General features: G+C 64.4%; 14 protein-coding genes, 3 tRNA genes and 1 pseudogene. 8 read left to right on the top strand and 10 right to left on the bottom strand.

Annotation, left to right across the window (positions count from 1 at the left end):
- The first annotated feature begins 54 nt into the window (after nt 1-54).
- Together rpoZ and CFB47_RS05040 are read left to right on the top strand one after the other, a co-directional pair.
- Complete coding sequence (gene rpoZ, locus CFB47_RS05035) at nt 55-258, top strand: DNA-directed RNA polymerase subunit omega (protein ID WP_006025620.1); 204 nt, start codon at nt 55-57, stop codon at nt 256-258.
- A 63-nt stretch (nt 259-321) separates the two neighbouring features.
- Nucleotides 322-2,688: a bifunctional (p)ppGpp synthetase/guanosine-3',5'-bis(diphosphate) 3'-pyrophosphohydrolase gene (locus tag CFB47_RS05040; protein ID WP_089424747.1), complete on the top strand. Its 2,367-nt coding sequence runs from the start codon at nt 322-324 to the stop codon at nt 2,686-2,688.
- Between the two features lie 203 nt (nt 2,689-2,891).
- On the opposite strand, the gene CFB47_RS05045 is transcribed toward CFB47_RS05040, so the two are convergent.
- The 3 genes from CFB47_RS05045 to CFB47_RS05055 all read right to left on the bottom strand — a co-directional run bounded on the left by CFB47_RS05045 (nt 2,892) and on the right by CFB47_RS05055 (nt 3,249).
- A tRNA-Arg gene (locus CFB47_RS05045) sits at nt 2,892-2,968 on the bottom strand.
- 60 nt (nt 2,969-3,028) lie between these two features.
- Nucleotides 3,029-3,105, bottom strand: a tRNA-Arg gene (locus CFB47_RS05050).
- Between the two features lie 67 nt (nt 3,106-3,172).
- A tRNA-Arg gene (locus CFB47_RS05055) sits at nt 3,173-3,249 on the bottom strand.
- 128 nt (nt 3,250-3,377) lie between these two features.
- Here CFB47_RS05055 and greB point away from each other — a divergent pair.
- Nucleotides 3,378-3,941, top strand: coding sequence for a transcription elongation factor GreB (gene greB / locus CFB47_RS05060; protein ID WP_089455781.1), 564 nt, complete (start codon nt 3,378-3,380; stop codon nt 3,939-3,941).
- A gap of 82 nt (nt 3,942-4,023) precedes the next feature.
- Here the strand turns inward: greB and CFB47_RS05065 are convergent, their stop codons facing one another.
- Together CFB47_RS05065 and CFB47_RS05070 are read right to left on the bottom strand one after the other, a co-directional pair.
- Complete coding sequence (locus tag CFB47_RS05065; protein ID WP_089439461.1) at nt 4,024-5,175, bottom strand: porin; 1,152 nt, start codon at nt 5,173-5,175, stop codon at nt 4,024-4,026.
- Between the two features lie 500 nt (nt 5,176-5,675).
- Nucleotides 5,676-5,942 carry a hypothetical protein gene (locus CFB47_RS05070; protein WP_089439462.1) on the bottom strand — a complete coding sequence of 89 codons (267 nt, stop codon included), beginning with the start codon at nt 5,940-5,942 and terminating at the stop codon, nt 5,676-5,678.
- A 400-nt stretch (nt 5,943-6,342) separates the two neighbouring features.
- Here CFB47_RS05070 and CFB47_RS05075 point away from each other — a divergent pair, with 400 nt between their 5' ends.
- Complete coding sequence (locus CFB47_RS05075; protein ID WP_011351289.1) at nt 6,343-6,546, top strand: cold-shock protein; 204 nt, start codon at nt 6,343-6,345, stop codon at nt 6,544-6,546.
- 141 nt (nt 6,547-6,687) lie between these two features.
- Nucleotides 6,688-7,824 (top strand): exonuclease domain-containing protein, encoded by a 1,137-nt coding sequence (locus CFB47_RS05080; RefSeq protein ID WP_089460564.1) that lies wholly within the window; start codon nt 6,688-6,690, stop codon nt 7,822-7,824.
- Between the two features lie 35 nt (nt 7,825-7,859).
- Here the strand turns inward: CFB47_RS05080 and CFB47_RS05085 are convergent, their stop codons facing one another.
- Complete coding sequence (locus CFB47_RS05085) at nt 7,860-8,453, bottom strand: chorismate mutase (protein ID WP_089460565.1); 594 nt, start codon at nt 8,451-8,453, stop codon at nt 7,860-7,862.
- Between the two features lie 223 nt (nt 8,454-8,676).
- Nucleotides 8,677-8,823: a hypothetical protein gene (locus tag CFB47_RS41080; protein WP_006756195.1), complete on the bottom strand. Its 147-nt coding sequence runs from the start codon at nt 8,821-8,823 to the stop codon at nt 8,677-8,679.
- 197 nt (nt 8,824-9,020) lie between these two features.
- On the opposite strand from CFB47_RS41080, the gene CFB47_RS05090 reads away from it, so the two are divergent.
- The 3 genes and pseudogenes from CFB47_RS05090 to CFB47_RS41640 form a co-directional block, all read left to right on the top strand.
- Nucleotides 9,021-9,410: a DUF2946 domain-containing protein gene (locus CFB47_RS05090; RefSeq protein WP_089460566.1), complete on the top strand. Its 390-nt coding sequence runs from the start codon at nt 9,021-9,023 to the stop codon at nt 9,408-9,410.
- Nucleotides 9,411-9,534: 124 nt separating this feature from the next.
- On the top strand, nt 9,535-11,895 hold the full coding sequence (locus tag CFB47_RS05095) for a TonB-dependent receptor (RefSeq protein WP_089460567.1): 2,361 nt from the start codon (nt 9,535-9,537) through the stop codon (nt 11,893-11,895).
- A gap of 45 nt (nt 11,896-11,940) precedes the next feature.
- A pseudogene (locus CFB47_RS41640) lies at nt 11,941-12,099 on the top strand (TlpA family protein disulfide reductase); the annotation flags it as partial.
- Between the two features lie 79 nt (nt 12,100-12,178).
- Here the strand turns inward: CFB47_RS41640 and CFB47_RS05105 are convergent.
- The 3 genes from CFB47_RS05105 to CFB47_RS05115 all read right to left on the bottom strand — a co-directional run bounded on the left by CFB47_RS05105 (nt 12,179) and on the right by CFB47_RS05115 (nt 14,635).
- Nucleotides 12,179-12,433 carry a GlsB/YeaQ/YmgE family stress response membrane protein gene (locus CFB47_RS05105; RefSeq protein WP_089439467.1) on the bottom strand — a complete coding sequence of 85 codons (255 nt, stop codon included), beginning with the start codon at nt 12,431-12,433 and terminating at the stop codon, nt 12,179-12,181.
- A gap of 262 nt (nt 12,434-12,695) precedes the next feature.
- The gene (locus CFB47_RS05110) at nt 12,696-12,908 is read right to left on the bottom strand and encodes a hypothetical protein (protein WP_089439468.1); all 213 of its coding nucleotides are present in this window, start codon (nt 12,906-12,908) and stop codon (nt 12,696-12,698) included.
- A complete protein-coding gene (locus CFB47_RS05115) occupies nt 12,905-14,635 on the bottom strand; it encodes an FAD-dependent oxidoreductase (protein ID WP_089460568.1) in 1,731 nt (576 codons plus the stop codon). Before CFB47_RS05115 ends, CFB47_RS05110 begins: the two co-directional genes overlap by 4 nt.
- Between the last annotated feature and the right edge of the window lie 86 nt (nt 14,636-14,721).

Genomic DNA, 14,721 nt, shown 5'->3' on the forward strand with positions numbered 1-14,721 from the left:
GGGGACGAGGGACATAAGGTAGAATAAGGACTATATTCAGAAGGAATTACCAACATGGCTCGCATTACCGTCGAAGACTGCCTGAAGCAAATCCCGAATCGCTTCGAACTGGCGCTCGCCGCCACCTATCGCGCGCGGCAGCTCGCGCAAGGCCATACGCCGAAGATCGAAAGCCGCGACAAGCCGACCGTCGTCGCGCTGCGCGAAATCGCTGCCGGCCAGGTCGGCGTCGAGATGCTGAAGAAGGTGCCGGTGTAACGCGCATCCGGCCCGTTCCAGCCATGTAATCCACGCGCGCAACGACTCGACCTGGAGGCGAATATGAGCACCACCCCATCGTCCGCCTCCGCGGATTCGACCACCGAAGCCACGGCCCAGTCGCCTGCGCGCCAGTACATCGACGCGGTCCTCGAACAGTCCTTCCGGCATCTGTTCGGGCCGACCGCCACACCGGAGCAGCCGCGCAAGCACGGCGTCGTTTCGATCGCGAAACTGACGGGCGTGCTTGCCGAGTATCTTCCTCCGGAAGAAATCAAAGAGGTCAAGGCGGCGTTCCACTTCAGTGACGAAGCCCACCTCGGTCAATATCGCCAGAGCGGCGAACCCTACATCACCCATCCCGTCGCCGTTGCAGAAATCTGCGCCGGCTGGAAGCTCGACGCGCAGGCCGTCATGGCCGCGCTGCTGCATGACGTGATGGAAGACCAGGGCGTGACCAAGAGCGAGCTGGCCGAACGGTTCGGCCCGAAGGTCGCCGAACTGGTCGATGGGCTGTCGAAGCTCGACAAGATGGAATTCCGCAGCCGCGAGGAAGCGCAGGCGGAAAACTTCCGCAAGATGCTGCTCGCGATGGCACGCGACGTGCGCGTCATTCTCGTCAAGCTCGCCGATCGTCTGCACAACATGCGCACGCTCGGCGCGGTGCCGATGGAAAAGCGCCGCCGCGTCGCGCGGGAAACACTCGACATCTACGCGCCGATCGCGCACCGCCTCGGGTTGAACAACACGTATCGCGAGCTGCAGGACATGAGCTTCGCGAATTTCAACCCGCATCGCTACGCGACGCTCGAGAAGGCCGTGAAGGCCGCGCGCGGCAACCGCCGCGAAGTGATCAGCAAGATCCTCGAAGCCGCGCAGCGCGCGATGGCCGATGCGAAGATCGACGCCGAGATCACCGGCCGCGAAAAGACCATCTACAGCGTGTACCGCAAGATGCGCGACAAGCAGCTGTCGTTCTCGCAGGTGCTCGACGTGTACGGCTTTCGCGTCGTCGTCGACAGCCCGCTCGACTGCTACACGTGCATCGGCGCGCTGCACGCGCTGTACAAGCCCGTACCCGGCAAGTTCAAGGACTACATCGCGATCCCGAAGATCAACGGCTATCAGTCGCTGCACACCACGCTGGTCGGCCCGTTCGGCGCGCCGATCGAGTTCCAGGTGCGCACGCGCAAGATGCACGAGATCGCCGAGGCAGGGGTCGCCGCGCACTGGCTGTACAAGAACGGCAGCGCGGATCTCAGCGACGTGCAGAAACGCGCGCACCAGTGGCTGAAGTCGCTGCTCGACATCCAGAGCGAAGCCGGCGATTCGAGCGAATTCCTCGAGCACGTGAAGATCGACCTGTTCCCGGATGCGGTCTACGTGTTCACGCCGAAGTCGAAGATCATGGCGCTGCCGCGCGGCGCGACGGCACTCGATTTCGCGTATTCGATCCACAGCGATCTCGGCAACCAGTGCGTGGCCGTGAAGATCAACAACGAGTTGCTGCCGCTGCGCACCGAGCTGAAGAGCGGCGATATCGTCGAGGTGATCACGGCGCCGTATTCGAAGCCGAACCCTGCGTGGCTCGGCTTCGTGCGTACCGGCAAGGCGCGCTCGGCGATCCGGCACTACCTGAAGACGATGCGCCTGAACGAGTCGGTGCAGCTGGGCGAGCGGCTGGTCGACCAGAGCCTGAAGGGCTACGGTCTCGCGCTGGCCGATGTCGAGCCGGAAGTGTGGGAGAAGCTCGTGCAGTGGACGGGCAACAAGAGCCGTCAGGAAATCTTCGCGGACATCGGCCTCGGCCGCCGCGTGGCCGCGGTGATGGCCAAGCGCATCGAGGTGCTGATGAGCGGCCGCGATGCGGACGACGATCTGCCGAAGTCCGAGCGGCATCCCGCGCACCACGCGCCGCCGGTCGTGATCACCGGCACCGAAGGGATGTCCGTGCAGTTGTCCGCATGCTGCCGGCCGATTCCCGGCGACGCGATCATGGGCTACATCGGCATCGGCCTGGGGATGGCGATTCATACGACCGATTGCCGCGTGGCGCAGCGTATCCATCGCCGTGATCCGGGCCGCTGGATCGACGTCGAATGGGCGCCGCAACCGGGCCGCCTGTTCGATGTCGCGGTGAAGGCGCTCGTGAAGAACACGAAGGGCATCTTTGCGCGCGTGGCGGCGGACATCACGTCGGCCGACGCGAATATCGTGCATATCGCGATGGACGAGGATCTGACGCACGAGTCGACGGTGCTGCGCTTCGTGATCCAGGTCAGCGACCGCGTGCATCTCGCGAACGTGATGCGACGCGTGCGAACCAATCCGGACGTGATGCGGATCATGCGCGAGCGTTCGACCGACGACGGTGCGCATGCGCGCCACGACGGAGGCATGCGCATCGAGCGCGAGCGTCAGGATTATTGATGCGTGGCCCGCAGGGGCGATCGATGGACGGCGGCCAATGGCCGCCGTTTTCATATGGGCTGCCGGAGAGGTGAACGTGCGGTGTGGTCGACGCTCTTCCGAAAAGGGACGCTACGCAACCGGAGGTTGCCGTGCGTCGAGCAAGGGAAGGAAGGGGAGGCGGAAAAGAAAAAGGGCTTTCCCGGAGGAAAGCCCTTTTAAGGTGGCGCGGCTGGCAGGATTCGAACCCACGACCCCTTGGTTCGTAGCCAAGTACTCTATCCAACTGAGCTACAGCCGCACGCAAAACGGTACTGCTTGACTGTCGGAACCTTCTGCGATGGGAAGGCCCCCAAAAAAGTGGCGCGGCTGGCAGGATTCGAACCCACGACCCCTTGGTTCGTAGCCAAGTACTCTATCCAACTGAGCTACAGCCGCACGCAAAACAAAACTTCTACTGCTTCGAACTGAAAGGGCCTTCGGTTCAGAAGGCCCTCGAAAAAAGTGGCGCGGCTGGCAGGATTCGAACCCACGACCCCTTGGTTCGTAGCCAAGTACTCTATCCAACTGAGCTACAGCCGCACGCAGAAGCGAAATTATAGCAGGGTTGTATAAAAAGGGAAGCCTTATTCGCAAATTGGGTGCATGGCCTTGCCGGGGCGCCCTTCGTGTACCCTTGGAGCATCAGTCATCCATGTTGAATTCGCATCATGAACAAGGCGTTTGTCAAAGAGTCGGACGGCGACGACGACGATCTGGACCAGGCCCAGCCCGCGATTCCGGCGGGCTCGAAGAACTACATCACGCCCGCCGGCCACAAGCGGCTGAGGGACGAACTGCTGAACCTGATCGACGTCGAGCGTCCCGAGGTCGTGCGGCTCGTGTCGTGGGCCGCGTCGAATGGTGACCGGTCGGAGAATGGCGACTACATCTACGGCAAGCGGCGGCTTCGCGAGATCGATCGCCGCATCCGCTTCCTGACGAAGCGGCTCGATCTGGCCGAAGTCGTCGATGCGAGCCGGCAGGAGAATGTCGACCAGGTGTTTTTCGGCGCAACGGTCGATTACGAGACACCGGACGGCGAGGTTCACACGATCACGATCGTCGGGATCGACGAGGTCGATCTCGATCGCGGCTGCGTCAGCTGGATTTCGCCGGTCGCGCGCGCACTGATCAAGGCGAAGATCGGCGATACCGTCATGCTGATGACGCCGGCCGGCCCGCAGCCGATCGACGTGCTCGACGTCCGTTACCCGGCACCGGGCAACGCCTGAGCGGCGCACGGCGCGGCCCGGCAAAGAAAAAGCGCCCCGATGGGGCGCTTCGTCATCCGGCGTGCGGCGGAATGCCGGTCGCTCAGAAGCGATGGCGCAGGCCGGCCGTGACCGCGATCTGCTTGTTGGTCGATGAAGCGCCACCGAGGCCATTGACATAGGCGCCGATGCCCAGGCCGTCCGTGCTGACGCGCTGATACACGCCTTGCACATACACGTCGGTCCGCTTGGACAGGGCATAGTCGGTCTGCAGGTTGAACTGGTTCCAGCCCGGATGGCGGCCGTCCAGGAAGCCGGCAGTGTACGTGTACGACCCGGCCAGCGACAACGCCGGCGTGAGCGCGTAGCGCGCGTTCACTTCGTAGTTGTTGAAGCGGGCAAACGTGCCGTCGAGACCCAGCCCGTTCGACACGCCCGAGGCACCCGCGGAGATACCGAGCGCCCGGTTCACGCGCGATTGCGTGAACACGAAGCCGGCCGTTGCCGGACCGAACGTGTAGTTCAGGCCGCCGCCGAATACGCGCTGACGCTTGCCGACGAACGTATTGTCGCCCGCCACCGCGCCGCCGCTGTTGGTGACTGCCGCCGACGTGAGGCCCGAGATGTCATTGTTCAACTGCAGGTAGCCGGCGCCGATATTGAAGCCGGCATAGGTGTACGACACGCCCGCGCTGTATGCGCGATTGTTCGAGAACTGGTTGCTGTTCGAGAAACCGTACAACGCGCCGAACTTCAGACCGCCGAAATTGATGCTCGTGTACTTGACGGCGTTATTGATCCGGAACGAATTGTTCAGGTTGTCGTTGTCGAACGGGTGGGCAAACTGGGTGCCGCCGAATTGCGTGCCGGTCAGCGACAGCGGCCCGATGTAGTCGACGACGCTATCGTATTGGCGACCGAGGGTGACGGCGCCGAACTGGTCATGAGACAGACCGACGAACGCCTGGCGGCCGAATTCGCGGCCATTCTGGCCGAGCGTGCCGTTGGCGATGTTGAAGCCGTTTTCCAACACGAAGATTGCTTTCAGGCCGCCACCGAGATCTTCCGTGCCGCGCAGGCCCCAGCGGCTGCCGTTGATCTGGCCGCTGCGTTCCGACCATGAGCTGTGGCCGCCCTGGTTGTTCGTATAGGTGATGCCTGCATCGATCAGGCCATAGAGCGTCACGCTGCTTTGGGCGTGAGCCGCCGTAACGAATACACCCGACAACGCGGTGACGATCAGGGTTTTTTTCATGGATCTGTCTCCAAACAGGAAGATGTCGATCGAACCTGCTGCGGACTGGCGTGTTGTGCTTGACATTGCGGCCGGTCCGGCAGAGCGGCGGTGCGCTTATCAAAAGCCATTTGCAGTGTACGGAGAGCGTGGAGTGGGGGAGCGATGCGCTTTAAGCAATAATATATTTTGGAATCCGCAAAGATCGGCGATATGGCGCAAACGATTGACCATCAAGGATTTGCGGCGGTGCAGCGAAGAAAAATGGCGATCAGGACTACGTAGCGAGCGTTGCGCGATCGCGACAGATGGTCAGCCGGAGACGCGGACCGTCGTCATCCGATTATTGACACATCGGCAATAGAGGTTTGTGCGGAGCATGGCTAATGAAAGGTTGTTCTCTCGCTATACTGCGATCTCTGCTTTCCGAAGCAGACTTTTTCGTTGACGGAAAAGATCTCCAAACCTTTGTCGGCGCGACTTCCCAGTCGCGCTTTTTTTTTGCCCCCTCGATTCGCGCGTTATTGCGCGAACGAGCGCCGTTTGCGCTTGGCCGCGGGTGCGGCCTCCTTGGCTTCGTTGGGGGGCGGCGTGTATGTCCAGTCTTCCATCACGTAGTGACGGGCATCGAGAGGCGACGAGAGCAGGTTCTGCCAGTGATCGCCATGCCAGGTCGTATCGAATTCGGTGTCGCACGGCGCTTCGCGCGAGGACTCGGCCAGGGCGCGGGACTTGCGGTGTACGCGTCCGAGCCGGCTCGCGAAGCGCTTGATTCCGTCCAGCCACATGACCTTCTCCTTCCTTCCGACGTTAAGTGAGCATCGCAATGTCCCCGGGTTTCCGCAACCCGGAAAAAACCCGAGGAATTTACCGAGCCGATTTGTCCCCGGTAGGAATTTCACGGCCACGATTATTAATGTTCTGATCCCGGTAATATTGACAGGTTTTTGATGCGAATCAATTAATCAAAGGTGCCGGTGTACCGATTCCAGTGGTATTAGCGCTTTTTTGATAAAACTATCGTCAAAAATTTTCTTGACGCGCCCGGATTGTCCAATTTATAAAGTCAGCACTCCGTCCTCGGGCGGCGTGCTGGTGCTGGTGTGGGTGCTGGCGCAATGTTTCGGGATTTCGGGAAACGGCTATAAAAATAGCTTTTTTGGATCTAATCGAGTGGGGAACGAAGACATGGATACCGGTATCGTGAAATGGTTTAACGATGCTAAAGGTTTCGGCTTTATTACGTCGGACAATGGCGGTGAAGATTTGTTTGCACACTTTTCCGAAATCAAGATGGACGGCTTCAAGACGCTGAAGGAAAACCAGCGTGTTTCGTTCGACGTGAAAGTCGGGCCGAAAGGCAAGCAGGCAGCGAATATCCAGGCGGTCTGACGCGCCACGCATTGCCGATCACGTCCGGCCCCCGCATTGCGGGGGCTTTTTGTTTTACGGGGGCGGAACATTCGGCTTCAGGCTGGCCGCGAACCCGAATGCCGGTGCATACTCACGGAAGCATCGTTTCCCAGTCTTTTCATGTCTGATTCCCCCCGACCGTCCGATCCCGCCAGCGAACAGCCGCTCGTTTTCGTCGACCTTGAAACCACTGGCGGCTCGCCCGCCGAACACCGCATCACCGAAATCGGCGTGGTCGAAATCGGCCCGTTCGGCGTGTCGACGTGGACGACGCTCGTCGATCCGGGGCAGCCCATTCCGCCGTTCATCCAGCAACTGACGGGCATTTCGGACGAGATGGTGCGCGATGCGCCGTCATTTGCGTCGCTGGCGCCGGGTTTGTTCGAGCGGCTCGACGGCAAGCTTTTCGTCGCGCATAACGCGAGCTTCGACCGCGGCTTCCTGCGGGCCGAATTCGAGCGCGCCGGCTTCGCGTTCAACCCCGATGTGCTGTGTACGGTGCGGCTGTCGAAGGCGCTGTTCCCGCGTGAATCGCGGCACGGCCTCGACGCGTTGATCGAACGTCACGGCCTTGTGCCGGCCGCGCGCCACCGGGCGCTGGCGGACGCCGACCTGCTGTGGCAGTTCTGGCGCCTGTTGCACGACATCGTGCCGCTCGAGCGGCTGCGCGAGCAGATCGCGCGCACGACGCGCCACTTCCGTCTGGGCGGCGACCTGACCGAAGCCTGGCTCGATACCGCGCCGCCCGGCTGCGGTGCGTACGCGCTGTTCGGGGAGGAGGATGTGCCGCTGTATGTGGGCCGCAGCGTGCGTGTGCGGCAGCGGCTGCGCGCGCTGCTGACGGGCGAGCGCCGTTCGTCGAAGGAAATGCGACTGGCGCAGCAGGTGCGGCGGGTCGAATGGCGCGAGACCGGCAACGAGTTGGGGGCGATGCTGGCCGAAGCGCAATGGATTGCCAAGCTGCGGCCGGCATACAACCGGCGCCCCGCGGCCGACGCCCGTGCCGGCGCTGCGCCCTGGCCGTTCGAAGGCGCGGTCGCATTCGAGGCGAGCGGTGAGCGCAACCTGTTTCATGTGATCGACGGCTGGCGCTATCTCGGCGCGGCGGAGTCGCTCGACGCGGCCGCCCAGCTCGCGGCCGACGGGACGGACGGTGCGTTCGAGCCCTTCACCCACCGGCTGCTGCAGACGCACCTTGCCCGCGGCCTGCAGCTGATTCCGCTCGCCGCGCTCACGCCTGCGGGGCAGGCGGGTTAATCAGGGCGAGCTCGCGCGACCCGCGCCCGCGGTCGTCAGCCGATCGCGCTTGCGCCGCCGGCCGAGCAGACGTGCGAAAGCGCGATGTCGAGCGCCTGCGTTTGCGTGGCGTCGTAGCGCGTGAGCGTCTTCCAGTTGGCGATGCTGCGCGCGAGCCGCGCCTGGCAATCAGGCGCATCTCGCAGCGGTGCAACCTGCGCGAGCCCCGCGAGCATTTTCTGCGTCAGCCGGTCGAGCGCCGGGCGCGTGCTGGTCGCGAGGTCGGGCGGCGTGCCTTCCGGCGGCCGCGTCGCGCGCCAGGTCGCGAACAGCGCATTCTGCACATCCTTGCTCGCGGTGATCTGATCCTCGAAGAACGTCCGTGCGAACGCGGGATCGACGCCGGCCTGTGCCGCGCGCTTCTCGACCGACACGAGCAGTTCCGCTTCGCGCGGCCGGTCCTCGATGGCCTTGTGATTCGCCCATTTCCATCGCGCGACCGGTTCGGCGAGCGCGAGCCGCTGCGACGCGAGCGCGACGATATTGGTGAGGGCAGTGTCGTCACCGTCTGCATTGGCGAGGCGCGGGGACGAAAGGAGGGCGACGCCGAGCGCGGCGACAGCGAGGCTGGCACGAATGGCTTGCTTCATCGGAACGATCGGGAGAGCCGCGCGGGCCGGAAGTGGAAAACCAGAAGGATAGACGAAGACAGTCGCGCGGCGTAGCGCAGCGACCGGAGAATCAGCAGGCGAGCTGATCCAGCACCGTCAGGCTGTTACGGCCCGGGTGCGAGGCGAATTGCGCGCGATGCGCATTGATGAACCGCACGATAGCGAGGATCGGCACGTGGCGGTTACAGAACCGAACAGGCGTTCACTTCGGCGAGTACAGCTTGTGCTGCTCGTCGAAGAATGCCCGCACGTGGTCGGGCAATTCGGCGAGGAATTCCACGCCGACGGGTTCCGGATCCGGGCTCATCACTTGCTCGGGCGGTGGCATGCGGGTTGGTCTTTCGTCCATGGTCATTTCTCCAGCAGGTTCGATGATTATCAACCTCGTGCTTGGATTTATGCCAGTGGCGAATCGTTAGATTTTGTCTCTGTTGTATTAACGGCACATGCGCTCTGACGCGCGCTGCGATGCCGACTATTGCATCGTGCGGAATCGGCAACAATCGGGCCGCTTGTTATACTTGCGCGCACTTTTTCTGGACCGCGATGAAACGAACGACGCGATGGATCGGCCTCGTATGGCTGGCGCTGGTACTGAACGTACTGTCGCCCGTCCTCGGCTATGCGCGTCTTGCATCGAGCGGCTCCGGCGAGCTCACGCTCGAGTTGTGCAGTGCAGCGGGCGGCCGCCAGGTCGTGCTCGCGCAGGCGGGCGGCGAGCACGATACGTCGTCGTTCGATCATGTCGGCGTGCCGCACTGCGTGTACTGCCCCGGCTTCGCGGCGAACGTGGCGTTCGGATCGAGCCTGCCGGCCCTGCCGGGCTTCGTGCGGACGTTCGCCTATCGCGCGGCCGCGCCCGCCATTGCCGATTTTCCCCGCCCGGGCATCCGTCTCGCGCAGCCTCGCGCCCCGCCTGAAAACGCTCCGATCTGACTGATGTCGTTCGCGCGCGCCGGTGGCGCGCGTGCCGTCCGCGGCCGGGCCGCGTGCCGCGCCGTCCGTGCGCGGCGCGTGCTCGTGTCCGGCGGCGTCCGATCACGTTTTCAGGAATTCACTCATGTCCTCTCCCTTCGCCGCGCGGCCGTCGCGCGGTCGGCTCGCGCTCGCATGCGCGGCCGCTTTCGCGTGGCCCGCCGCCCATGCGGCCTCGACCGACGCTGCACGCAGCGCAACCACGCGCGGTGGCGTCGAGCGTGCCGCCGATGCCGCCGCTCCCGCTTCGGCCGTCGCAATCGCGCCGCCGGCGGCCGGCGAGACGCTGACCGCCGTCAGCGTGACAGCGCAGCGGCAATCGGTCGATCCGGATACACCGGCCGTCGTCACGTCGATCACGCGCGAGCAGATCGAGTCCCACACCAACGTCACCACCGAGGACGCGCTGAAGTACGCGCCGAACCTGATGGTCCGCAAGCGCTATATCGGCGACCGCAACAGCGTGTTCGCCGGTCGCGACTTCAACGAACTGCAGAGCGCGCGCGGGCTCGTCTACGCCGACGGCGTACTGCTGTCGAACCTGCTCGGGTCGAGCTACGCGTATCCGCCGCGCTGGTCGCTGATTCCGCCGGACGATATCGCGCGCGTCGACGTGCTCTATGGTCCCTTTTCAGCGCTGTATCCCGGTAACTCGATCGGCTCGACCGTGCTGCTCACGACGCGCCGCCCGGAAAAGCTCGAGGCGTCGCTGTCGACGCAGTTCTTCACGCAGCGCTACCACGACGGCTACGGATTCGCGGACAGCTTCGGCGGCAATCACCAGACCGCGCGGATCGCGAACCGGGTCGGCCGGTTCTGGTTCGCGCTGTCGCTCGACCGGCTCGAGAACAACGGGCAGCCGATGCAGTATGCGAGCCCCAATTCGGCATACAACCCGAAGCTCGGCGCGGCCGAGCCCGTGACGGGCGCCGCGACCGACATCGGGCCCAATGGCAAGCCGCGGACGATCGTCGGCGCGCAGACGATCGAGCGGACCGAGCAGCTCAACGAGACGGTGCGGATGGGCTATGCGTTCACCGACCACGTCGATGCGACGCTCACGCTCGGGCATTGGGAGAACCATTACCGGCAGCACGGCGAAACCTTCCTGCGCGATGCGGCAGGCGGCCCGGTCTATGGCGGCAACGTGTCGATCGGCGGCCGGAACATGACCGTCGCGCCGAACGCGTTCGCGCCGCAGCGCGGCGACCAGGAGAACTGGCTGTATGCGCTCGGCCTGAATGGCCGGCTCGATTCCGGCTGGCGGCTGTCGGGCGTCGTGTCCGCGTTCGACGTGTCGCGCGACGTGCAACGCTCGGCGTCGACCGTGCAGGGCGGTGCAGGCACGCTGTTTCAGGGCGACGGCACCGGCTGGCGCACGCTCGACCTGAAGGCCGAGGCGCCGGAAGCGAGGGGCCACACGTTCACGTTCGGCTATCACTACGACAACTACTTCCTGCGCAACGTCACGTACAACACGGCCGACTGGCTGGCCGGGCCGACCACGTCGCTGTCGAGCGTCTATCGCGGCGACACGCGCACGCAGGCGCTGTTCGGGCAGGACGCGTGGCGTTTCGCGCCGGGCTGGCTCGCGACGCTGGGGCTGCGCTACGAGCGCTGGGATGCGTACGGCGGAGCGCTCGGCAATGCAACGGGCACGCTCGGCTATGCGGACCGCGGCGCGAATGCGCTGTCGCCGAAGGTCGCGTTGCAATGGGATGCGACCGACGTCTGGCGCTTCAGGCTGTCGTTCGCGACCGGCACGCGTTTCCCGACGGTCGGCGAACTGTTCCAGGGCACGATCTCGAACAACGCGATCGTCAACAACAACCCGAACCTGCGGCCGGAAAAGGCGATCGACTGGGACTTCACGGCCGAGCGCGACGTGGGTGTCGGCGTCGTGCGTGCCAGCGTGTTCCAGAGCGACCTGCGCGATTCGATCTACAGCCAGACGACGGTGTCGGGCGCGACGACGGTGACCAACGTCTCGAACGTCGATCGCGTGCGCGTGCGCGGCGTCGAACTCGCATTCAGCGGCGAGAACGTCGGTTTGAAGGGCCTCGCGATCGACGCGAACGTGTCGGCGAGCAACGCGCAGATCCTCGCCGACGCCGCGAATCCCGCGTATGTCGGCTCGCGTTTTCCGCGGATTCCGCGCATGCGTGCGAACCTTCTCGCGTCGTATCGCTTCGACGAGCACTGGCTCGCGAGCGTCGGCGTACGCTACTCGGGCCGTCAGTTCAACACGCTCGACAACAGCGACGTGAACCCGGACGTCTACGGCGGCACGAGCTCGTTCACGGTCGTCGACCTGAAGGCGCGCTACCGCTTCGACCGTCACTGGACTGCGTCGCTCGGCATCGACAACCTGACGGACCGCCGCTATTACGTGTTCCACCCGTATCCGGGCCGTACTTTCTATGGAGAACTGAAATGGACGCTGTGAGATCGCTCGCGGCAGGCGGTGCGCTGTGGTGCGCGTTGCTGTCGTCAGCCGATGCCCGAGCGTTTGCGCGCGGCGCTCGATGCGGGATGGTGAGGGGAGATGCCGCGCACCCTATGGATCGGGCGCGATGATGCACGCGTAGCGCGCAGTGGACTGCTGGCGGCCGACATACCCGACGGCTGGTTGCAGCGCGCGAAGCACTGAACGGGCCGGCGGCGCGCGGCGAGCGTGCCGCGCGCCGGCCTGAGGCGAAAACGCGCCCGAAGGCGCGTGGAGAGAAGCGTCAGGCCGCTCGCTTGAATAGCCGGATCACGAACAGCAGGATCACCGCGCCGACGACCGCGACGATCACCGAACCGATGAAGCCGCTGCCGACGCTGATGCCGAGTATCCCGGCGAGCCAGCCGCCGATCACTGCGCCGACGATCCCCACGATGATGTCGACGATCAGCCCGAAGCCGCCGCCCTTGACGAGCAAGCCGGCAAGCCAGCCGGCGATCGCACCGATGATGAGCCACATAATCAAGCCATGAGCCATGGTTGTCCTCTCCTTGAGTTGTGTCGATTGACCGGACGTCGGGCTGCGCTGCCGCAAGCTGAATGAAGGCGGCATCGCGACCCGCCGCGCCGCCCACGCAATGTAACGCGATAGACGGGTCGGAATCGTTAAGTAATGTTATGCATCCTTCACCGGATTTTCCAGGGAATTTGTCTACATAGGGCATGGCTTGCGCACGGGCAATGCGTGACGAAATGAATTTGTAAGAAAGGCTGCCGGTGAAATCGGTTGGCCATCGGCGTCATCGTTCGTGCATCGATGCCTGCATGCCCGTGTCGGGCAATCCGTCGCCTGCGTCGGCGATCAGCCGTGCGACGATCGCGGGCTCGCCGATCGCTTCTATCGACAGCAGGGCGAAGCGGGCAAGAAAGAGCGACGCATCGGCTTCGCCGATACGCGTCATCGTGCGGCACAGGTCGGTGTAGAGCATGTCGCGTTCGGTGTCCGTCATCATGCGGTCTCCTGAGGATCGGTTGATGCGCTCGGTCGAAGTGCGCGTTCGAGCGCGGCGGCCACGTCGCCGGCGCGAGCGTCGTGCCAGCGGCCGAGTACGTGACCGTCCGGACGCACGAGATAGACGGTGCCGTCGCGCGCGCCGTACATGTCGAACAGCCGGCCGTCGTCGTGTCCGCCGCAGGCCGGTTGCCGCGGCGCCGCATGCCGCGCGAGCGTGACGAGCGCGAACGGTATCCGCGCTGCGTGCAGGCGCTGTTCAAGATCGACGAGCGTCGGATCGGGCACGCCGTCGGACGTGAAGCAGAACGCGGTGAAGCGCGGGGCGACGAGATCGGTCAGGTGGCCGCGGCGTGTGTCGCTGCCGTGCGCCGTGTACAGCATCAGCGGACATTCGACGAGCACCGTGCCGGGCGCGGGGCCGGCTGAAAACGTGTCGCGTTCGGCTGCGTTGAGCGACGACGTCGCATACGCGATGGCGGTCGTCTGGCGCGGATTGATCAGCGAGCGCAGCGCCGGATGCCGGACCGCGAGCGACAGCACGGCCTTGCGCATCAGTTCGAACGCAAACGACGGCGGCGCCATGAACTCGGTGCTCTTCGTGCCGTAGCGCAGGTTCTCGTGCGTCGCGAACACGCGTTCGTCCGAATAGTTGTCGAGCAGCGTGTCCGATGCGAGCCCGCGAGTCACGTACGCGAGTTTCCATGCAAGGTTGTCGGCATCGTCGATGCCCGAATTCGCGCCGCGCACGCCGAAGATCGGCACGAGATGCGCGGCGTCGCCGCAGAACAGCACGCGGCCGTGCCGATAGCGTTCGAGCGTCAGCGCATTCGCCTTGTAGATCGTGATCCAGATCGGCGACCAGTCGCCGTGCTCGCCCATCGTGTCGAGCAGGTTCTGCACGCGCGGGATCACGTTCTCCGGCTTGATGGCCGTTTCGGGATCCTCATCGTCGCGCAACTGGTAGTCGATTCGCCACACGTTGTCGGGCTGCTTGTGGATGAGTACCGTCGAGCCCGGGTTCGACGACGGGTCGAAGTACGCGAGCCGTTCGGCCGGCCGGTCGCTGTCGAGCGCGATGTCGACGATCACGTAGCGGCCCTCGTAGCTCGTGCCCTGCAGCGACAGGCCGAGCGCTTCGCGCATCGTGCTGCGCCCGCCGTCGCATGCGACGACCCAGTCGGCGTCGAGTGCGTAGCTGCCGAGCGGTGTGTCGACGTCCAGGCGCGCACCGCCCGGTTGCCGGGCCACGCCGGTGACTTTCGTCTGCCAGCGGATCTCGATGAGTTCTGGGCGGCGCAGCGCGGCGTCGAGCAGGAACTGCTCGATGTGATATTGCGCGAGATTGATCATCGGCGGCAGCTTCTGGTTTTCGTCCTGCGGCATCGTGAAATGCAGCACTTCGTCGCGACGGTAGAAGCTGCGTCCGCCGGTCCACGGCAACCCCGTGCGCAGGAAGTCGTCGAGCGCGCCGAGCCGCTCGATGATTTCGAGGCTGCGCCGCGAGATGCAGATCGCGCGGCTGCCGTGGCAGACCGCATCGTCGGCCTCGAGCAGCACGCTGCGGATGCCATGGTTCGCGAGGCCGAGCGCGACGGCGAGGCCGACGGGGCCACCGCCGACGATCGCTACGCGATGCCGGTGCGTATCGATACCGTCGTCGCAGGCCGGCAGATACGCGGGATGGCGCTCGGCGACGAACGGGTAGGGCTTGAAGTCGATATTCATCGTTGGCTTCCGGGGGAGGGCGGTTCGACGTGCACGCGCGCCGGGGCAAACGCGTGCAGGCAGTCGAAGCAGTATGGAAGCCGGAC

It is taken from the genome of Burkholderia sp. AU27893, assembly GCF_002223205.1.
In the GTDB taxonomy this organism is placed as follows: domain Bacteria; phylum Pseudomonadota; class Gammaproteobacteria; order Burkholderiales; family Burkholderiaceae; genus Burkholderia.